Source organism: Pseudomonas sp. Van50, from assembly GCF_055390755.1.
In genome coordinates, this window is sequence record NZ_AP024343.1 from 7033768 (window position 1) to 7054517 (window position 20750).

A 20750-nucleotide genomic window follows, 5' to 3' on the forward strand; every position below is an offset into this window, starting at 1 on the left:
GATGCGGCTGAACGAATGAGCGGGTTTAGCAGTGCTAAACCCGACCAGATTCATTACCTAGGATCACCAAGAAGCCTGGCCCTGGTGGACGACTCACTCCACCGTCACAGACTTCGCCAAGTTACGCGGCTGGTCCACATCAGTTCCCTTGAGCACCGCGACGTAGTACGACAGCAGCTGCAGCGGGATGGTGTAGAGGATCGGCGACAGGATGTCGTGGATGTGCGGCATGTGCACCACGTGGGTGCCTTCACCGTTGGTCATGCCGGCTTGCTCGTCTGCAAAGACGATCAACTGGCCGCCGCGGGCGCGCACTTCCTGCAGGTTGGACTTGAGCTTTTCCAGCAGCTCGTTGTTCGGCGCCACGGTGACCACCGGCATGTCGTTATCCACAAGCGCCAGCGGGCCATGCTTGAGTTCACCGGCTGGGTAGGCCTCGGCGTGGATATAGGAGATTTCCTTGAGCTTCAAGGCCCCTTCCATCGCCACCGGGAATTGCGCGCCACGCCCGAGGAACAGGGTGTGGTTCTTCTCGGCGAACAGTTCGGCGATTTTTTCCACCGTGCTGTCCATGGCCAGGGCTTCGCCCAGGCGGGCCGGCAGGCGGCGCAGTTCTTCCACCAGTTTGGCCTCGACGCCCTCGCCCAGCGTGCCGCGGACCTGGCCCAGGGACAGGGTCAGCAGCAGCAGACCCACCAGTTGCGTGGTGAATGCCTTGGTCGACGCCACACCGATCTCACGGCCGGCCTGGGTCAGCAGGGTCAGGTCGGACTCGCGCACCAGCGAGCTGATGCCGACGTTGCAGATCGCCAGGCTGGCGAGGAAACCCAGTTCCTTGGCGTTGCGCAGGGCCGCCAGGGTGTCGGCGGTTTCCCCGGACTGGGAAATGGTGACGAACAAGGTGTCCGGCTGCACCACCACCTTGCGGTAACGGAACTCACTGGCCACTTCGACCTGGCACGGAATACCGGCCAGTTCTTCGAGCCAGTAACGGGCGACCATCCCGGCGTGATAGCTGGTGCCACAGGCGACGATCTGCACGTTACGTACTTTGGCGAACAGTTCGGCGGCCTGTGGGCCGAACGCCTGGACCAACACCTGGCTCTGGCTCATGCGGCCTTCCAGGGTGCGCTGCACCACGGCCGGTTGTTCGTGGATTTCCTTGAGCATGAAGTGGCGGAACTCGCCCTTGTCGGCGGCTTCGGCACCGTCGCGGTATTGAACGGTCTCGCGCTCCACGGCTTTGCCGTCGATGTCCCAGATTTGCACGCTGTCGCGGCGAATCTCGGCGATATCGCCTTCTTCCAGGTACATGAAGCGGTCGGTGACCTGACGCAGCGCCAACTGATCGGAAGCCAGGAAGTTTTCCCCCAGGCCCAGGCCGATCACCAATGGGCTGCCGCTGCGGGCTGCGACCAGGCGATCAGGTTGTTTCGCGCTGATGACCGCCAGGCCATAGGCGCCATGCAGTTCCTTGACGGTGGCCTTGAGGGCCACGGTCAGGTCCGCCAGGTCCTTGAGCTTATGGTTGAGCAGATGGGCGATGACTTCAGTATCGGTGTCCGAAGTGAACACATAACCGAGTGCCTTGAGCTGTTCACGCAGGGCTTCGTGGTTTTCGATGATGCCGTTATGCACCACCGCCAGATCGCCGGAGAAATGCGGGTGAGCGTTACGCTCGCACGGCGCGCCATGGGTGGCCCAACGGGTGTGGGCGATACCCAGGCGACCGAGCAGCGGTTCGGCGTCCAGCGCCTGCTCCAGCTCGCTGACCTTGCCCGGACGACGCATGCGCTCGAGCTTCTCGTCGTGGGTGAACACCGCCACACCGGCGCTGTCGTAGCCGCGGTATTCCAGGCGCTTGAGGCCTTCGAGCAAGATTGCTGTGATGTTGCGTTCAGCAACGGCGCCGACAATTCCACACATGCTATTTCTCCTGGCTGACAGGCGCGCAGATCACGGTGATGCCGCGGGCCTGAATCTGATCGCGGGCCTCTACGGGCAGGCGATCATCGGTAATGAGGGTATGGACGCTGCTCCACGGCAGCTCCAGGTTGGGGATCTTGCGGCCGATCTTGTCGGCCTCCACCATCACGATCACTTCCCGGGCAACCTCAGCCATCACGCGGCTCAAGCCCAGCAGTTCGTTGAAGGTGGTGGTACCTCGAACCAGATCGATGCCGTCGGCGCCGATGAACAACTGGTCGAAGTCGTAGGAGCGCAGAACCTGCTCGGCCACCTGGCCCTGGAACGACTCGGAGTGAGGGTCCCAGGTGCCGCCGGTCATCAACAGCACCGGCTCGTGCTCCAGTTCGCTCAAGGCATTGGCGACATGCAGGGAATTGGTCATCACCACCAGGCCCGGCTGTTGGCCGAGTTGAGGGATCATGGCGGCGGTGGTGCTGCCACTGTCGATGATGATCCGCGCGTGTTCGCGGATCCGCTTCACGGCGGCCCGGGCAATGGCGAGTTTGTACTTGGAAACGGTTTGCCCGTTATCGGCCACCAACTCCTGCGGCATCGGCACCGCGCCACCGTAGCGACGCAGCAGCAGGCCATTGGTTTCCAAGGCGGCGAGGTCCTTGCGAATCGTAACCTCCGAGGTTTCGAAGCGCTTGGCCAGTTCATCCACACTGACCTCGCCCTGCTCTTGGAGCAAAGCAAGGATGTTGTGACGGCGCTGTGGCGTATTGCGTTTCGACATGGCGGCTTAAGTTTCGATTCGAAAGATAACGTAAGCAATCAAAACCTATTGCAACGATATCGTCAAGGCGCCAGAAGAAAAATTCAGAAATCCTCTCATCCCTGTGGGAGCGAGCTTGCTCGCGAAGGGGCCAGGCCAGGCAATACAGCTTTCCTGATACACCGCTATCGCGAGCAAGCTCGCTCCCACAGGGGTTGTGGATAACTTAGGGCTTCTTGATTTTTTCCGGCCGCTTCCAGCCGTCGATGTTGCGTTGGCGCGCGCGCGCCACCGCCAATTGGCCGTTATCCACATTCTGGGTCAGGGTCGAACCGGCCGCCGTGGTCGCACCGCTGGAGATATCCACAGGCGCCACCAAGGAGTTGTTGGAGCCGATGAAGACATCGTCACCCATTACGGTTTTCCACTTGTTGGCGCCATCGTAGTTGCAGGTGATGGTGCCGGCGCCAATGTTGGTGCGGGCGCCGACTTCAGCGTCACCCAGGTAGGTCAGGTGACCGGCCTTGGCGTCTTCGCCCAAATGAGCGTTCTTGAGTTCGACGAAGTTACCCACATGGGCACGGGCTTCCAGCACGGAGCCTGGACGCAATCGCGCAAACGGGCCGGCGTCGCTGCCTTCGCCCATGACCGCGCCATCGAGATGGCTGTTGGCCTTGATCACCACGCCTTTGCGCAGGGTGCTGTCCTTGATCACGCAGTTCGGGCCGATGACCACATCGTCTTCGATGACGACCTTGCCTTCGAGGATGACGTTGATATCGATGACCACGTCGCGACCCACGCTGACTTCACCACGCACATCGAAACGGGACGGATCGCGCAGGGTCACGCCTTGGGCCATCAGGCGGCGGGCGGCGCGCAATTGATAGTGGCGCTCCAGCTCGGCCAGTTGCCGGCGATCGTTGGCGCCCTGCACTTCCATGGCGTCCAGCGGCTGCTCGGTGGCGACCACCAGCCCATCGGCGACAGCCATGGCAATCACATCGGTCAGGTAGTACTCACCCTGGGCGTTGTTGTTCGACAGACGACTCATCCAGTCACCCAGGCGCTCGGCCGGCACGGCAAGAATTCCGGTGTTGCCCTCGGTGATCGCGCGCTGTGCCTCGTTGGCGTCCTTTTGCTCAACAATCGCCGTCACCTGGCCGTCGGCGTTGCGCACAATGCGGCCGTAACCGGTGGGGTCACCCAGCTCGACGGTCAGCAGGCCCAACTGCTGCGGGGCGACGTGCTTGAGCAGGCGCTGCAAGGTCTCGACTTCGATCAGCGGCACATCGCCGTAGAGAATCAGCACCGTATCGGCCGTGATGAACGGCACGGCCTGGGCCACGGCATGGCCGGTGCCCAGTTGTTTGTCCTGCAGCACGAAATTCAGGTCATCCGCCGCCAGGCGTTCGCGTACCGCATCGGCACCGTGGCCGATGACCACATGAATGCGCTGTGGATCAAGTTGCCGCGCACTGTGGATAACATGACCGAGCATGGAATTGCCGGCGACCGGGTGCAAGACCTTGGGCAACGCCGAACGCATGCGGGTGCCTTGGCCGGCCGCGAGGATAACGATTTCAAGAGACATGACTGGCTACCAATCCTGGGTGGTCAGCGGCTGCGACCAGGTAATGAATAGGGGGAAAAGAAAAAAGGGTAGCCGAGGCTACCCTTTTTAATCAATCGCACAGAAAGCAGACGGCTTAGCCGCCGAACTTCTTGCGGATCTGCTGGACGGTACGCAGCTGGGCTGCGGCCTCGGCCAGACGTGCGGCAGCAGAACCGTAGTCGAACTCCGCGCCGCGCTCATGCAGGGCCTTCTCGGCGGCCTTGACGGCCTCCTGAGCGGAAGCTTCGTCCAGGTCGGCAGCACGTTGCACGGTGTCGGCAAGGACCTTGACCATGTTCGGCTGAACCTCGAGGAAACCACCGGAGATGTAGAACACCTCCCTTTCCCCGCCCTGCTTGGTCAGAGTAATCGGACCTGGCTTCAAGCTGGTGATCAGCGGTGCGTGACCCAGGGCGATACCAAGATCACCCAGCTCACCGTGCGCAACCACAAACTCGACCAGACCGGAGAAGATTTCCCCTTCCGCACTGACGATATCGCAATGGACTGTCATAGCCATCTGATTGCCTCAACCTAAATTAGCGCCCGTTGCCGGGCGCCGGGATTACAGTTTCTTGGCTTTCTCGATCGCTTCTTCGATGCCGCCGACCATGTAGAACGCTTGTTCTGGCAGGTGGTCGTAGTCACCGTTGAGGATGCCTTTGAAGCCAGCAATGGTGTCTTTCAGGGAAACGTATTTACCCGAGGCACCGGTGAAGACTTCAGCCACGAAGAACGGCTGCGACAAGAAGCGCTGGATCTTACGAGCACGGTTTACCAACTGCTTGTCGGCTTCCGACAGCTCGTCCATACCCAGGATCGCGATGATGTCCTTCAGTTCCTTGTAACGCTGCAGCACGTACTGAACGCCGCGAGCGGTGTCGTAGTGCTCCTGGCCGATCACGTTCGGGTCCAGTTGGCGCGAAGTCGAGTCCAGTGGGTCTACCGCTGGGTAGATACCCAGGGAAGCGATGTCACGGGACAGAACGACGGTGGCGTCCAAGTGGGCGAAGGTGGTCGCTGGCGACGGGTCGGTCAAGTCGTCCGCTGGTACGTATACCGCTTGGATCGAGGTGATCGAGCCTTGCTTGGTGGAAGTGATGCGCTCTTGCAGCACGCCCATCTCTTCAGCCAGGGTCGGCTGGTAACCTACTGCCGAAGGCATACGGCCCAGCAGTGCGGATACTTCGGTACCGGCCAGGGTGTAACGGTAGATGTTGTCGACGAACAGCAGAACGTCGTTACCTTCGTCACGGAACTTCTCGGCCATGGTCAGGCCGGTCAGGGCTACGCGCAGACGGTTTCCCGGCGGCTCGTTCATCTGGCCGTAGACCAGTGCCACTTTGTCCAGAACGTTGGAATCCTTCATCTCGTGGTAGAAGTCGTTACCCTCACGAGTACGCTCACCCACACCGGCGAACACGGAATAACCGCTGTGCTCGATGGCGATGTTACGGATCAGTTCCATCATGTTTACGGTCTTGCCTACACCGGCACCACCGAACAGACCGACTTTACCGCCCTTGGCGAACGGGCAAACCAGGTCGATAACCTTGATGCCGGTTTCCAGCAGCTCGTTGCCACCAGCCTGTTCAGCGAAGGTTGGCGCAGGACGGTGAATGCCCCAGCGCTCTTCGGTGTCGATCGGGCCAGCTTCGTCGATCGGGTTGCCCAGTACGTCCATGATCCGGCCCAGGGTCGCTTTACCGACCGGTACGGAGATGGCTGCGCCAGTATTGTTGACGTCCAGACCGCGCTTCAAGCCCTCGGTGGAGCCCATCGCAATGGTACGAACCACGCCGTCGCCCAGCTGCTGCTGAACTTCCAGGGTGGTTTCGGCGCCTTGAACCTTCAAGGCGTCGTAGATGCTCGGTACGCTGTCGCGTGGGAATTCCACGTCGATAACGGCGCCGATGATTTGAACGATACGTCCGCTACTCATAGCTGGATCCTCTGAATATTTGAACCGTTAAACCGCGGCAGCGCCGCCGACGATTTCCGAGATCTCTTGGGTGATCGCAGCCTGACGCGCCTTGTTGTAGATCAGCTGCAAATCGCTGATCAAATCACCGGCGTTGTCGGTAGCGTTCTTCATCGCGATCATCCGCGCCGCTTGTTCAGCTGCGTTGTTCTCGACCACCGCCTGGTAGACCTGCGACTCCACGTAGCGGACCATCAAGCCGTCAAGCAGCTCCTTGGCATCCGGTTCGTAGAGATAGTCCCAGTGGTGCTTGAGTTCCTGTTCCGGGGTCGCCACCAGTGGAATCAACTGCTCCACGGTCGGCTGTTGCGTCATGGTGTTGATGAACTTGTTGGATACCACGGACAGGCGGTCGATCCGGCCTTCCAGGTAAGCATCCAGCATCACCTTGACGCTGCCGATCAGGTCATTGATCGACGGTTCTTCACCCAGGTGGCTGATAGCAGCGACGACGTTGCCGCCGAAGTTGCGGAAGAAAGCCGCACCCTTGCTACCGACCACGCACAGATCGATCTCGACGCCTTGTTCGCGGTTTGCCGCCATGTCCTTGACCAGGGCCTTGAACAGGTTGGTGTTCAAGCCGCCGCACAGACCACGGTCACTGCTCACCACAACGTAACCGACGCGCTTGACGGCGCGTTCGATCATGAACGGGTGGCGGTATTCCGGGTTGGCGTTGGCCAGATGACCAATCACCTGGCGGATGCGCTCCGCATAAGGACGGCTAGCAGCCATGCGCATTTGTGCCTTGCGCATTTTGCTGACCGCCACTTTTTCCATGGCGCTGGTAATCTTTTGCGTGCTTTTGATGCTCGCAATCTTACTGCGAATCTCTTTTGCGCCTGCCATGTAACACCTATCAGGTTAGCAAGCGGGAGCCTTGCGGCTCCCGCTGCGGCTTACCAGGTTTGGGTGGCCTTGAACTTCTCGATACCGGCCTTGAGGCCAGCGTCGATTTCGTCATTGAAGTCACCTTTAACGTTGATCTTGGCCATCAAATCGGCGTGATCGCGGTTGAAGAAAGCGATCAGCGCTTGTTCGAAGCTGCCGATCTTGGCGATTTCAATGTCAGTCAGGAACCCACGCTCAGCGGCATACAGCGACAGCGCCATGTCAGCGATCGACATTGGTGCGTATTGCTTCTGCTTCATCAGCTCGGTAACGCGCTGACCATGCTCAAGTTGCTTACGGGTCGCTTCGTCCAGGTCAGAAGCGAACTGGGCGAATGCCGCCAGTTCACGGTACTGGGCCAGGGCGGTACGGATACCACCGGACAGCTTCTTGATGATCTTGGTCTGAGCGGCACCACCCACACGGGATACCGAAACACCGGCGTTCACAGCAGGACGGATGCCCGAGTTGAACATGGCCGATTCCAGGAAGATCTGACCGTCGGTGATGGAAATCACGTTGGTCGGAACGAACGCGGAAACGTCGCCAGCCTGGGTTTCGATGATCGGCAGAGCGGTCAGGGAACCGGTCTTGCCAGTCACTGCGCCGTTGGTGAACTTCTCTACGTACTCTTCCGAAACGCGGGATGCGCGCTCCAGCAGACGGGAGTGGAGATAGAACACGTCGCCTGGGTAGGCTTCACGGCCTGGTGGACGGCGCAGCAGCAGGGAAATCTGGCGGTAGGCCACTGCTTGCTTGGACAGATCGTCATAAACGATCAGCGCGTCTTCACCGCGGTCGCGGAAGTATTCGCCCATGGTGCAACCGGAGTACGGTGCCAGGAACTGCAGTGCGGCCGATTCGGAAGCACTGGCGGCAACGATGATGGTGTTAGCCAGTGCACCGTTTTCTTCCAGCTTGCGAACCACGTTGGCGATGGTCGATTGCTTCTGACCGATTGCCACGTAGACGCAGAAGATGCCGCTGTTTTTCTGGTTGATGATCGCGTCGATCGCCAGAGCGGTCTTACCGATCTGACGGTCGCCGATGATCAGCTCACGCTGCCCACGGCCGACAGGGATCATGGCATCGACAGCCTTGTAGCCAGTCTGTACAGGCTGGTCTACCGACTTACGCCAGATCACGCCTGGAGCAACTTTCTCGACCGCGTCGGTCTCGGTGTTGTTCAGCGGACCTTTGCCGTCAACAGGGTTACCCAGTGCGTCGACAACGCGACCCAGCAGTTCCTTACCTACCGGAACTTCGAGGATGCGGCCGGTGCACTTGGCGCTCATGCCTTCAGCCAGCGTCGTGTATGCGCCCAGTACCACGGCACCTACAGAGTCTTGCTCCAGGTTGAGGGCCATACCGTAGACGCCGCCCGGAAACTCGATCATCTCGCCGTACATGACGTCGGCCAGACCGTGAATCCGCACGATGCCGTCAGATACGCTGACGACAGTGCCTTCGTTACGGGCTTGGGAGGTCACATCGAGCTTGTCGATGCGGCCCTTGATAATTTCACTTATTTCGGAAGGATTGAGTTGCTGCATTGCTCTGCTGCCCCTTCAAACTCAAGATTTCAATGCTTCGGCAAGTTTCGCGATTTTGCCGCGAATCGAGCCATCGATAACCAGGTCGCCGGCGCGGATGACAACGCCCCCAATCAGGGACTTGTCTTCCTCGACTTGCAGGCGCACTTCCCGGTTGAGTCGTGCACTGAGAACCTTGGCGAGTTTGTCTTGCTGTTCTTGGTTCAATGCGAAAGCACTGGTGACTTCCACGTCTACCGATTTCTCTTGCTCGGCCTTGTACAGGTCGAAAAGAGCGGCGATCTCCGGCAGAAGCGGGAGACGGTCGTTTTCGGCAACGACATGGATGAAATTCTGTGCCTTGGCATCGAACTTGTCGCCGCACACGTCAATGAACGTGGCGGCCTTTTCTGCGCTCGTCAGTCGCGGGGCCTTGAGCACGCGCTGCATGGTGCCGTCTTGCGACACCGCTGCTGCCAGGCCGAGCATGGCTGACCAATTGGCCAGTTGCTGGTGGGCCTGAGCGTGCTCGAAGGCCGCCTTAGCGTAAGGTCGGGCCAACGTGGTCAGTTCTGCCATGATCGCCCTCGCTTAGATTTCAGCAGCCAGTTTGTTTACCAGCTCTGCGTGCGCGTTTTGATCGATTGTGGCACCCAGGATCTTCGAAGCACCGCCAACGGCCAGAGCACCCACTTGGGCACGCAGCGCGTCTTTGACACTGTTGAGTTCCTGTTCGATCTCGGCTTGAGCCTGAGCCTTCACACGGTCAGCTTCGACGCGAGCCTGTTCACGGGCTTCGTCGACAATCTGGGTACCGCGTTTCTTGGCTTGCTCGATGATTTCAGCTGCCTGAGCTTTCGCTTCGCGCAGTTGCTGACCCACTTTCTCATGGGCCAACTCCAGGTCGCGAGCTGCACGGCTGGCAGCGTCCAGACCATCAGCGATCTTCTTTTGACGTTCGTGCAATGCCGCAATGACCGGAGGCCATACGAACTTCATGCAGAACAGTACAAAAATCAGGAACGCAACGGACTGGCCAATCAGGGTCGCATTAATGTTCACGCCAACACCTCGCAGTTACGTTGTCCATCACACCAATCTACTCGAGAAATCCGAGTAATTAGCCAGCGATTTGACCAACGAACGGGTTCGCAAAGGTGAAGAACAGCGCGATACCAACACCGATCATGGTCACGGCGTCGAGCAGACCGGCCACGATGAACATTTTGACTTGCAGCATTGGAACCATTTCTGGCTGACGCGCTGCGCCTTCCAGGAACTTGCCGCCCAACAGGCCGAAACCAATTGCGGTACCCAGTGCGCCCAGGCCGATCAACAGTGCAACAGCGATAGCGGTTAGACCAACTACAGTTTCCATCTTTCCTCCCGACTTTTACGTCGTATGGTTTAGGTTTTTTAGATTAAAGCGGTAAAACAAATCGTTTCTCAGCCCGGTTCGGGCTCCTTCCCGTTTGACCGGGAAGGACATCAGACTAGTCGAGACTGGCCTTAATGGTTTTCTTCGTGCGCCATCGACAGGTAGACGATGGTCAGCATCATGAAGATGAACGCCTGCAGGGTGATGATCAGGATGTGGAACACAGCCCACGCCCACTGCAGAACTACACCCAGGCCGCTGAGCCACAGCAGGCCGCTGCCGAACATCACAGCGATCAGGATGAACACCAGTTCGCCGGCATACATGTTGCCGAACAGACGCAGTGCCAGGGAAATCGGCTTGGCGATCAGGGTCACGAATTCCAGCAGGAAGTTCACCGGAATCAGCAGGGCCTGAACGAGGATGTTCTTGCTGCCGAACGGGTGCAGGGTCAGTTCGCCGATGAAGCCGCCGATGCCCTTGACCTTGATGCTATAGAAAATGATCAGTGCGAAAACCGAGAACGCCATGCCCAGGGTCGCGTTCGGGTCGGTGGTCGACACGGCGCGGAAGGGGATGTGTGCATCGCCGGAGATCAGGATGGCCAGCTGAGGAATCCAGTCGACCGGTACCAGGTCGATGGCGTTCATCAGGAACACCCAGACGAAGATGGTCAGTGCCAGCGGTGCGATCACCGGGCTGCGGCCATGGAAGCTGTCTTTCACGCTGCCATCGACGAATTCGACCAGTACTTCAACGAAGTTCTGCAGTGCACCTGGCTGACCGGAGGTCGCCTTCTTCGCCGCCATGCGGAAAAGAAGAACGAAAATCAGGCCCAGTGCGACCGACCAGCCGAGGGTATCGACGTGGAAAGCCCAGAAGCCCATTTCCTTGGCTTCTGCTGCGGTGTGGGCAAAGCCCCAGCCGCCGTTGGGTAGCTGACCGAAGGTCAGGTTCTGCAAGTGGTGCTGGATATAGCCCGAAGCGGTTGTCTCTGCCATGGTTGCCTCAAACGCCCTAAGGTCTCGAAAGTCTTGTTCTCATTAGCAGGGGAGCGAACCAGCTGACCAGTTGGGTCAGCACGAAGACGCCGAATACAGCCAGCGGCGCCAATGGCTTCACACCTGCGAACGTCAGTGCAAACAGCACTGCCGTCAAAATCAGTTTCCCCGCCTCGCCGGCATAAAAAGACCGGACGATAGCCTGGGCTGCTCGGGCGCCGGAAAACCGAAAGGCCCTGTGAGCGAAGTAAATATTGGGAAGCAAGGCTATCAGGCCTCCGCAAAGGCCTGAGTATCCGGCGACGACTCCTTTCCATTGCCAGAGCGCCAATGTGGCGATCAGTACGACGGTGAATTGAGCCATCAGAACCGGGAAAACTGCCAGACGATGGAACGGCAAGCGGTTTGGCGTGCGGGTTTCCATCGCTTTTGCTCTCCAATAGTCGGCCGCCATAATTCAATAACTTGGCATAATTTGTGCCGACAAAATGCGCGCAGAGTATAGGGGCGGTTCTGCCCCTATTCAACTGTCAGGTAGTGATTTCCGACTGCGCGCTACAAGAGCAATTGTTTCAGCGAATGTGTGCAAGGACACCTTGCAACTCATCGAGGGAGTTATAACCGATCACCAGTTGACCCTTGCCCTTCTTCCCGTGGCGAATCTGCACCGCAGAGCCCAGGCGCTCGGCCAGGCGTTGTTCGAGGCGGGCGATATCCGGATCGATCTTGGGTGCCTCCACAGGTGCCGGTTTGCCACTGAGCCACTGGCGAACCAGTGCCTCGGTTTGGCGCACGGTGAGGCCGCGTGCGACAACATGTCGCGCCCCTTCAACCTGTTGATTTTCCGGCAAACCGAGCAATGCCCGGGCATGACCCATTTCCAGGTCGCCATGGGACAACATGGTCTTGATGACTTCCGGCAACGCAATCAGGCGCAGCAGGTTGGCCACGGTCACGCGGGACTTGCCCACCGCCTCGGCAACCTGTTGCTGGGTCAGCTGGAATTCCTGCTGCAAGCGCTGCAAGGCCACGGCTTCCTCGATCGGGTTGAGGTCTTCACGCTGGATGTTCTCGATCAGCGCCATGGCGATGGCCGTTTCATCCGGCACATCGCGGACCATCGCCGGGATGGTTTCCTGGCCGGCCTGCTGGCTGGCGCGCCAGCGACGTTCGCCGGCGATGATCTCGAAGCGTCCATTGGCGATCGGCCGGACCACGATCGGCTGCATCACGCCCTGGCTCTTGATCGATTGGGCCAATTCTTCCAGCGCCTGCGGGTCCATGTCCCGACGCGGCTGGTATTTGCCGCGCTGGATCAGGTCCAGGGGCAAGTGCTGCAGCTCACGCTGGTCGGCCTGTACGGCCTGTTCCTCCAGCGAGCTGACAGTCGGACCGCTGAGCAGTGCATCCAGTCCACGTCCGAGACCTCGTTTCTTGACGGCCATGGGGTTTCCTTAAGTTGGCTGGGCTGCAGCGGTGCGTGGGTTGCGGCGCTGACGACGAACCATCTCGCCCGCCAGGGCCAGGTAAGCCAGCGCACCACGGGATTGTTTGTCGTAGGCCAGGGCCGGCATGCCGTAGCTCGGCGCTTCGGCCAGACGGATGTTACGGGGGATGACGGTGTCGTAGAGCTGCTCGCCGAAGTGTTCCTTGAGCTGGGCCGAGACATCGTTCATCAGGCTCAGGCGCGGGTCGTACATGGTCCGCAACAGGCCTTCGACCTTCAGGTCCGGGTTCAACAGTTCGGCGATGCGCTTGATGTTATCCACAAGGTCGCTCAACCCTTCCAGGGCGAAGTACTCGCACTGCATGGGGATAATGACCCCATCGGCGGCCACCAGGGCGTTGAGGGTCAGCATCGACAGCGACGGCGGGCAGTCGATCAGGATGTAATCGTAGTTTTCCCGGATCGGCGCCAAGGCGCTGCGCAGGCGGCTTTCCTTCATCTGCATTTCCAGCAGCACCACTTCGGCCGCCGTCAGGTCACGGTTGGCCGGCAGCAGTTGATAACCGCCATGTTCGGAGAAGTGCATGGCCTGGCCCAGATCGCATTCGCCGATCAGGACGTCGTAGATGGAATTTTCCAGGCCATGTTTATCCACACCGCTGCCCATGGTGGCGTTGCCCTGTGGATCGAGATCGATCAACAGCACCCGGCGCTTGGTCGCGACCAGGGATGCTGCGAGGTTGATGCAGGTGGTGGTCTTGCCCACACCACCTTTCTGGTTCGCTATCGCGAATACCTTAGCCATTCTTGCTTGTGTTCCCAATCATGCCGTGCGGCGCAGTATCAGCAGATGGCGTTGGCCTTGGCAACCGGGTACGGCCAAGGCGTGTTCGCTATCGAGGTGGAAGTCTGCCGGCAATGCTACCAGCTCATCGGCCGGATGAACGCCCTTCATTGCCAGCCAGCGCGTATCGGCGTCGCCCAGGTGGCGAGTCCAGTTGCTGAAGTTCTCCATGCTGCTGAACGCCCGGGAAATGATCCCGTTGAACGGCTCGGCAGGCTGGAACGCTTCGACGCGGCTGTGGATAACTTGCAGGTTATCCAGTTTGAGTTCGAGTTTGACCTGGGTCAGGAAGCGGGTTTTCTTGCCGTTGCTGTCCAGGCAGGTCACTTGCGAGTCGGGAAACAGGATCGCCAGCGGAATGCCCGGCATGCCACCGCCGCTGCCAACGTCCAGCCAACGACCGTTTTCGATGAAGGCCATCACGCTGAGGCTGTCGAGCAAATGCCGCGAGACCATTTCATCCGGATCGCGCACGGCGGTCAGGTTGTAGGCCTTGTTCCATTTGATCAACAGCGCCAGATATCCCAGCAATTGCGCATGCTGGGCTTCGCTCAGGCTGACGCCGAGTTCACGGGCACCTGTGGATAACTCTTCAGCGTGTTGCGAGGTGACCATCGAACTCAAGCGCTTTGCTCCAACTGGCGGCCCGCGCCGCGTTTTTTCAAATGAATCATCAACAGGGAAATCGCCGCCGGCGTGACGCCGGGAATGCGCGAGGCCTGGCCCAGGGTCTCTGGACGGGTCGCACCGAGCTTGCTCTGGATTTCTTTCGACAACCCGGAAATGCCGGTGTAATCGATATCCACAGGCAGCTTGGTGTCTTCGCTGGCGCGCAGGCGGGCGATTTCATCCTGCTGGCGGTCGATGTAGCCGGCGTACTTGGTCTTGATCTCGACCTGTTCGGCCACCTGCGGATCTTCCGCGCCCTGGCCGGTCACCTCCACCAGCCCGGCGTAATCGATTTCCGGACGGCTCAAGAGGTTGAGCAGGTTGTATTCGTGGGTCAGCGGGGTACCGAATTTCGCCGCGATGGCATCGCCCTGCTCGGTACCGGGACGAACCCAGGTGCTTTTCAGGCGTTGCTCTTCCAGCTCGATACGCTCGCGTTTCGTGCAGAAAGCGGCCCAGCGCACGTCATCCACCAGACCCAGCTCGCGACCTTTCTCGGTCAGGCGCAGGTCGGCGTTGTCTTCACGCAGGATCAAGCGATATTCGGCGCGGGAGGTGAACATCCGATACGGTTCCTGGGTACCCAGGGTAATCAGGTCGTCCACCAGCACACCGATGTATGCCTCATCGCGGCGCGGGCACCAGCTGTCTTTGCCCTGGGCCCGCAGTGCCGCATTGGCACCGGCCAACAACCCTTGGGCGCCGGCCTCTTCGTAACCGGTGGTGCCGTTGATCTGCCCGGCGAAAAACAGGCCGCCGATGACTTTGGTTTCCAGGCTGTACTTCAGGTCACGCGGATCGAAATAGTCGTATTCGATGGCGTAGCCGGGGCGAACGATGTGGGCGTTTTCCATGCCGCGAATCGATTGCACGATCTGCAGCTGCACATCGAACGGCAGGGAGGTGGAGATCCCGTTCGGGTACAGCTCATGTGTGGTCAGGCCTTCCGGCTCGATGAAGACCTGGTGGCTTTCCTTGTCGGCAAAGCGATGGATCTTGTCTTCGATCGACGGGCAATAACGTGGGCCGATGCCTTCGATTTCACCGGCAGCGGAATACATCGGCGAACGATCGAGGTTCGCCGCAATGATTTCATGGGTGCGGGCATTGGTGTGGGTGATCCAGCAACTGACTTGCCGTGGATGCTGTTCCTTGTTGCCCATGAACGACATGACCGGGATCGGCGTATCGCCAGGCTGCTCGGTCATCACCGAGAAATCCACAGACCGACCGTCGATACGCGGTGGCGTACCGGTTTTCAAGCGCCCGACACGCAATGGCAGCTCACGCAAACGGTGAGCCAGAGCGATCGACGGCGGATCACCCGCGCGCCCGCCGGAAAAGTTCTGCAAACCAATGTGGATAAGTCCGCCGAGGAAGGTCCCGGTGGTCAACACCACGGAATCGGCGAAGAAACGCAGGCCCATCTGCGTCACGACACCGCGTACCTGATCCTGCTCGACGATCAGGTCATCGGCCGCTTGTTGAAATATCCACAGGTTCGGCTGGTTTTCCAGGATTTCGCGGACAGCGGCCTTGTACAGGATGCGGTCGGCCTGGGCGCGAGTAGCGCGCACGGCTGGGCCTTTGCGGCTGTTCAATACGCGAAACTGGATCCCCCCCTTATCGGTGGCCATGGCCATCGCGCCCCCAAGGGCATCGATCTCCTTGACCAGGTGGCTTTTGCCAATGCCACCAATGGCAGGGTTGCAGCTCATGGCGCCGAGGGTTTCCACGTTATGCGTCAGCAACAGGGTTTTTACTCCCATGCGCGCTGATGCAAGTGCTGCCTCGGTACCGGCATGACCGCCGCCGATGACGATCACTTCAAAACGGGAAGGGAAATCCACCACGCACCTCGTGCCTGCTTTATTCAGGTAATTCGGAAATAGGTTTTGAGTCTGGCCCTGGGCGTTTTTCGAGCCAGGTCGGCAAGTATAGGGACTTCATCCTTTCTAAAGAACCCTTTGCACAAAATTTAACCAGCTGTGGAGAACTCGCGGTTAAAAAAATAAAAAAGAAAGAAATTTATAAAATCTTTGTTTTTATGTTTATTCTTACTGCCCCACCTATCTGTGGATAACGTTCTGTAGTCCTTTATTTACGTTGTGTACAGAGATTCAAAACCCTGTGGTCATGTGGCATTGAGGGGCTTGGATAACCGGTGTAAGCCTGTGGATGAATGAGCTGGTTATCCACAGAGGCGGTTATCTTCAGTTTTGAAGGCCGCTTATCAACCGACCTCAATGGCAGTTATTCACAGGGCTTAATCCACAGAAAACCGCCGCTACGGGTCGCATCAGCGCCCACAGGCAAGCCGCCATCAGGGGCAATCGGTTCAAAAAAAGAGAGGGGGAACCGGGTTTGCGTTGCGCTCGTCAGATTGTCGAGGACAAACCCGGTTGCAAAGGAGGGGCTATTTACCGATACAAAAGCTGGAAAAGATCCGCCCCAGCAAGTCATCGGAGCTGAAGGCGCCGGTAATTTCCCCAAGGGACTGTTGCGCCTGGCGCAGGTCTTCGGCCAACAACTCACCAGCCCCCGCCAAGGTCAGCTGCGCGCGACCGTGTTCCAGGGCGGCACTGGCATGGCGCAACGCTTCAAGGTGCCGCCGGCGAGCGCTGAAGCTGCTTTCCGAGGTCTGCTCGTAGCCCATGCAGGCTTTGAGGTGCTCGCGCAGCAGTTCCAGGCCTTCGCCTGCCGACTTCGCGCTCAGGCTGATGGTCACGTGCCCGTCATCGCTGACTTGCAGGGCAATCGATTCCCCAGTCAGGTCGGCCTTGTTGCGAATCAGGGTGACTTTCGCGGGATCCGGGCGGACCTCGAGGAACTCCGGCCACAACGCAAACGGATCGTCCGCTTCCGGTGCGGTGGCATCGACCACCAGCAACACACGATCGGCCTCGCCAATAGCTTTCAGTGCCCGCTCAACCCCGATCTTTTCCACATGATCGTCGGTGTCGCGCAAACCGGCTGTATCCACCACGTGCAGCGGCATGCCGTCGATGTGGATATGTTCACGAAGGATGTCCCGGGTGGTGCCGGCGATCTCGGTGACGATCGCCGCCTCGCGGCCGGCCAGGGCATTCAACAGGCTGGATTTGCCGGCATTCGGTCGGCCAGCGATCACCACGGTCATCCCATCGCGCAACAAGGCACCCTGCCCGGCTTCGCGCAGTACTGTGGATAACTCATCGCGCACTTTATCGAGCATGCTCAGCACGTGGCCATCGGCGAGGAAGTCGATTTCCTCTTCCGGGAAGTCGATCGCGGCCTCGACGTAGATCCGCAGGCCGATCAATTGCTCGGTGAGGTTATGCACACGCTGGGAAAACGCTCCCTGCAAGGAACGTAACGCGTTGCGTGCAGCCTGTGCAGAACTGGCTTCGATCAAATCGGCGATCGCTTCAGCCTGGGCCAGGTCGAGCTTGTCGTTGAGGAACGCCCGCTCGCTGAATTCCCCCGGCCGGGCCAGTCGACAACCCAATTCCAGGCAGCGCTTGAGCAGCATGTCCAGCACGATGGGGCCGCCATGTCCCTGCAGTTCCAGTACGTCTTCGCCGGTGAACGAGTTTGGCCCCGGGAAATACAAGGCCAGCCCTTCGTCGAGCACCTGCTGGTCATCACTGAAAAACGGGCCGTAATGGGCGAACCGCGGCTTGAGTTCACGACCGCTGATAGCCTTGGCCGCGGCACTGGCCAAGGGCCCCGAAATACGGACGATGCCGACACCGCCGCGACCTTGGGCGGTGGCAACGGCGGCGATGGTTTCACGCGGTGCGCTCATAAACCGGTATCCAGACAAAAGTGGCAGATAGCAAAACGCCCCACTAGGGGGCGTTTTGTGTGGTTATCCACAGAGCAAGTTACGCCTCGGCTTTTTTAGTCGCCGCTTCGATCTTACGCGTGATGTACCACTGCTGAGTGATGGACAACACGTTGTTCACAACCCAGTACAGCACAAGACCCGCCGGGAACCACAGGAAGAAGAAGGTGAAGATGATTGGCATCATTTTCATGACCTTCGCTTGCATCGGGTCCGGAGGCGTCGGGTTCAGTTGCTGCTGGATGAACATGGTCGCGCCCATGATGATCGGCAGGATGAAGAACGGATCCTTGATCGACAGGTCGGTAATCCACAGCATGAACGGTGCCTGACGCATCTCCACGCTTTCCAGCAACACCCAGTACAGCGACAGGAACACTGGCATCTGCACAAGAATCGGCAAGCATCCACCCAGCGGGTTGATCTTCTCTTTCTTGTACAGCTCCATCATGGCCTGGGACATTTTCTGCCGGTCATCGCCATGCTGTTCTTTCAGGGCGGCCAGTTTCGGCGCCACTGCACGCATGCGCGCCATGGATTTGTAACTGGCGGCCGACAATGGGAAGAAGATCCCCTTGATCAGCATGGTCAGGAAAATGATCGACCAGCCCCAGTTACCGACGATGCTGTGGATATGTTGCAGCAGCCAGAAGATCGGCTGGGCAATGAACCACAGGAAACCGTAGTCCACGGTCAGTTCCAGGCCTGGGGACAACTCTTTCAGCACCGCCTGGCTTTTTGGACCGGCATACAGAATGGCGCTGGTTTCGGCTTTCGCACCTGGCGCGGCAGTCAATGTCGGGCCGGTGTAACCGATGATGAAGTTGCCCTTGCTGTCTTTACGCGTCTGGACAACATTGCTGTCGCCCTTCTGCGGGATCCAGGCTGTTACAAAATAGTGCTGCAGCCAGGCAACCCAGCCACCTTGTACGGTTTCCTTGAGCTGACCCTTGTCCATGTCCTTCATGGACACTTTCTTGTACGGCTCCGAACTTGTCCACAGGGCGGCGCCCAGGTAAGTCGCGGTGCCGGTGGCCGTGCTGGAGGAAGGATCGTCGCTGGCGTCACGCTTGAGTTGCGCGAACATCGCACCGGACCAAGGCTGGGCGCTCTGGTTGTCGATCAGGTAGGAAACGGTGACGTCATACAGGCCACGTTTCAGGGTGAAACGCTTGATGTAATTGACGCCGTCCTTGCTGAACTTCAGGTCCACGACCAATTGGTCCTGACCGTCAGCCAGTTGATAAGTCTTCTTCTCGGCAGAGTAGACCGGGCGACCGGCCGGGTTCGAATCCGGGCCGTTGCTACCAATCAGGCCACTTTGGGCCAGATAGGTGCGCTCGTTGCCGTTGTCGAACAACTGGAACGGGATGTCCGGATGATCCTGGCGACGCGGGTACAGCGGCAGCTTCAGCTGGGCGACGTCACCACCTTGTGGATCGATTGCCAGCTCGAGCACGTCCGTCTTGACCTGGATGAGATCTTTGCTTGCGGCCACAGGGGCTTCGGCAGGAGCGCTGGTATCGCTTGCCGCGCGTGGGATGTCGTCATTGTTGGCAGCGTTGTTGCCAACGGGAGCATCCGGCAGGCTCGGTGCGGTATTGCTGGCTGCAACATTCTGAGTCGGCAGGGCAGCCTGGCCATAGTCCTGGTTCCATTTAAGGACCATGACGTAGGACACGATTGCCAGGGCGACGATCAGGATCGTGCGTTTGATATCCATGATTACTCGGCCATCGAAGAAGAACGGGAGGTAGGGATAGGCGGAACCGGGTCATAACCGCCGGGATTCCACGGATGACAGCGACCTAAACGACGAAAGGTCAGCCAGCCACCGCGCAGGAGGCCATGATTTTCTATGGCTTCGTACGCGTAGCAGGAACAACTGGGGTAGAAACGACAGTGACTGGCCATCAAAGGACTAATGGCGTAGCGATAAAACTGGATCGGAACGAGTGCCAGTTTACGCATCGGGACTGTCTACCCCTGCAGTTTCGGTGTTGACTGCCGGTACTGGCTTGTTGCGTGCCAGACGTTTCCAGAGCTTGCCGAAATGCTGAATCAATTCGGGGTTTTCTACGTCACCCAAACCTTTGCGCGCGACGATAACGATGTCCCATCCAACCAGTGAATCCTGGTTCAGGCGAAACGATTCGCGCATCAGACGTTTGAGGCGATTGCGCTGAACGGAGAGCTTGACGCTCTTTTTCCCGATAACCAGCCCTAGTCGGGGGTGATCGAGATCGTTACTGCGCGCAAGGAGCAGGAGATTTTTCCCCGGAACCTTGCCGGTAGGGGAGTCAAAGACTGCCTTGAAATGCCGGGGTGTAAGCAGACGCTTTTCCCGACTGAAGTCCTGACTCACCTCCAGTGCCGGATTATCAAACTGCCAGACGCGCACGACCTTTGGCGCGACGACGCGACAGGACGGCACGACCGTTCTTGGTAGCCATGCGAGCACGGAAACCGTGGGTACGAGCGCGTTTGATAGTGCTTGGTTGGAAAGTACGTTTCATGTCGTGTTACCTGGTTCGTCCACAACGGGCCGGAATGGCCCCCGTTTTAAGAGACCGGGGATTCTAGAGAAAGCAAGCCTCTAGGTCAATTTCCAACCAGCGTTTCCTTTAAATAGATATCCAGCCGCTTTCGGCGGATTCATCACACAGCGCTAGATATAGAAATAAAGAAGGGAATTATTTAAAGCTTTTCTGTAAAGCTTATAAAAGCAAGGTCGCCACCTGTCTGTGGATAACCATGTCGGGGCCTTGTAATTCGCCATGTACAGAGAATGACAACTACAGGGGAAAGCAGTGGCCAGCCTGTGCTGCGCTGTCGGATAAGCTGTGGGTGGAATGGCTGGTTATCCACAGGGCGGTTATCCAC

General features: G+C 58.9%; 21 protein-coding genes. All 21 read right to left on the bottom strand.

Features of this window, described 5'->3' with window-relative positions; genetic code table 11:
* Positions 1–93: 93 nt before the first annotated feature.
* A complete protein-coding gene (gene glmS / locus ACZ5M5_RS30560) occupies positions 94–1926 on the bottom strand; it encodes a glutamine--fructose-6-phosphate transaminase (isomerizing) (protein ID WP_192261795.1) in 1833 nt (610 codons plus the stop codon).
* 1 nt (position 1927) lies between these two features.
* Positions 1928–2704, bottom strand: coding sequence for a DeoR/GlpR family DNA-binding transcription regulator (locus ACZ5M5_RS30565; RefSeq protein WP_060739917.1), 777 nt, complete (start codon positions 2702–2704; stop codon positions 1928–1930).
* 205 nt (positions 2705–2909) lie between these two features.
* Entirely contained in the window at positions 2910–4277 is a 1368-nt protein-coding gene (gene glmU / locus ACZ5M5_RS30570; protein WP_464738400.1) for a bifunctional UDP-N-acetylglucosamine diphosphorylase/glucosamine-1-phosphate N-acetyltransferase GlmU, read from the bottom strand.
* Between the two features lie 115 nt (positions 4278–4392).
* Positions 4393–4818: a F0F1 ATP synthase subunit epsilon gene (locus tag ACZ5M5_RS30575; RefSeq protein ID WP_060739915.1), complete on the bottom strand. Its 426-nt coding sequence runs from the start codon at positions 4816–4818 to the stop codon at positions 4393–4395.
* A gap of 45 nt (positions 4819–4863) precedes the next feature.
* Entirely contained in the window at positions 4864–6240 is a 1377-nt protein-coding gene (gene atpD, locus ACZ5M5_RS30580; protein ID WP_003187186.1) for a F0F1 ATP synthase subunit beta, read from the bottom strand.
* Between the two features lie 27 nt (positions 6241–6267).
* Complete coding sequence (gene atpG / locus ACZ5M5_RS30585; RefSeq protein ID WP_060739914.1) at positions 6268–7128, bottom strand: F0F1 ATP synthase subunit gamma; 861 nt, start codon at positions 7126–7128, stop codon at positions 6268–6270.
* 50 nt (positions 7129–7178) lie between these two features.
* On the bottom strand, positions 7179–8723 hold the full coding sequence (atpA, locus tag ACZ5M5_RS30590) for a F0F1 ATP synthase subunit alpha (RefSeq protein ID WP_053126819.1): 1545 nt from the start codon (positions 8721–8723) through the stop codon (positions 7179–7181).
* 21 nt (positions 8724–8744) lie between these two features.
* Entirely contained in the window at positions 8745–9281 is a 537-nt protein-coding gene (locus ACZ5M5_RS30595) for a F0F1 ATP synthase subunit delta (protein WP_060739913.1), read from the bottom strand.
* Between the two features lie 12 nt (positions 9282–9293).
* Positions 9294–9764: a F0F1 ATP synthase subunit B gene (locus ACZ5M5_RS30600; protein WP_047230097.1), complete on the bottom strand. Its 471-nt coding sequence runs from the start codon at positions 9762–9764 to the stop codon at positions 9294–9296.
* 58 nt (positions 9765–9822) lie between these two features.
* Positions 9823–10080, bottom strand: a complete 258-nt coding sequence (gene atpE / locus ACZ5M5_RS30605; protein WP_003097235.1) for a F0F1 ATP synthase subunit C — start codon at positions 10078–10080, stop codon at positions 9823–9825.
* 131 nt (positions 10081–10211) lie between these two features.
* A complete protein-coding gene (gene atpB, locus ACZ5M5_RS30610; protein ID WP_039593180.1) occupies positions 10212–11081 on the bottom strand; it encodes a F0F1 ATP synthase subunit A in 870 nt (289 codons plus the stop codon).
* Positions 11082–11097: 16 nt separating this feature from the next.
* Positions 11098–11505, bottom strand: a complete 408-nt coding sequence (locus ACZ5M5_RS30615; protein ID WP_053126821.1) for a F0F1 ATP synthase subunit I — start codon at positions 11503–11505, stop codon at positions 11098–11100.
* A 148-nt stretch (positions 11506–11653) separates the two neighbouring features.
* Positions 11654–12526, bottom strand: coding sequence for a ParB/RepB/Spo0J family partition protein (locus ACZ5M5_RS30620; RefSeq protein ID WP_060739912.1), 873 nt, complete (start codon positions 12524–12526; stop codon positions 11654–11656).
* Between the two features lie 9 nt (positions 12527–12535).
* Positions 12536–13333, bottom strand: a complete 798-nt coding sequence (locus ACZ5M5_RS30625; RefSeq protein WP_003207100.1) for a ParA family protein — start codon at positions 13331–13333, stop codon at positions 12536–12538.
* A gap of 18 nt (positions 13334–13351) precedes the next feature.
* Positions 13352–13987, bottom strand: a complete 636-nt coding sequence (gene rsmG, locus ACZ5M5_RS30630) for a 16S rRNA (guanine(527)-N(7))-methyltransferase RsmG (protein WP_464739475.1) — start codon at positions 13985–13987, stop codon at positions 13352–13354.
* Positions 13988–13992: 5 nt separating this feature from the next.
* Positions 13993–15891 carry a tRNA uridine-5-carboxymethylaminomethyl(34) synthesis enzyme MnmG gene (gene mnmG, locus ACZ5M5_RS30635; RefSeq protein WP_464738401.1) on the bottom strand — a complete coding sequence of 633 codons (1899 nt, stop codon included), beginning with the start codon at positions 15889–15891 and terminating at the stop codon, positions 13993–13995.
* Between the two features lie 566 nt (positions 15892–16457).
* Positions 16458–17828: a tRNA uridine-5-carboxymethylaminomethyl(34) synthesis GTPase MnmE gene (gene mnmE / locus ACZ5M5_RS30640; protein ID WP_464738402.1), complete on the bottom strand. Its 1371-nt coding sequence runs from the start codon at positions 17826–17828 to the stop codon at positions 16458–16460.
* Positions 17829–17907: 79 nt separating this feature from the next.
* Positions 17908–19590: a membrane protein insertase YidC gene (gene yidC, locus ACZ5M5_RS30645; RefSeq protein WP_060739908.1), complete on the bottom strand. Its 1683-nt coding sequence runs from the start codon at positions 19588–19590 to the stop codon at positions 17908–17910.
* A 2-nt stretch (positions 19591–19592) separates the two neighbouring features.
* Positions 19593–19838: a membrane protein insertion efficiency factor YidD gene (yidD, locus tag ACZ5M5_RS30650; RefSeq protein ID WP_010465488.1), complete on the bottom strand. Its 246-nt coding sequence runs from the start codon at positions 19836–19838 to the stop codon at positions 19593–19595.
* Positions 19831–20232, bottom strand: coding sequence for a ribonuclease P protein component (gene rnpA, locus ACZ5M5_RS30655; RefSeq protein ID WP_207268155.1), 402 nt, complete (start codon positions 20230–20232; stop codon positions 19831–19833). Before rnpA ends, yidD begins: the two co-directional genes overlap by 8 nt.
* 16 nt (positions 20233–20248) lie before the next feature.
* Positions 20249–20383, bottom strand: a complete 135-nt coding sequence (rpmH, locus tag ACZ5M5_RS30660) for a 50S ribosomal protein L34 (protein WP_003213577.1) — start codon at positions 20381–20383, stop codon at positions 20249–20251.
* Between the last annotated feature and the right edge of the window lie 367 nt (positions 20384–20750).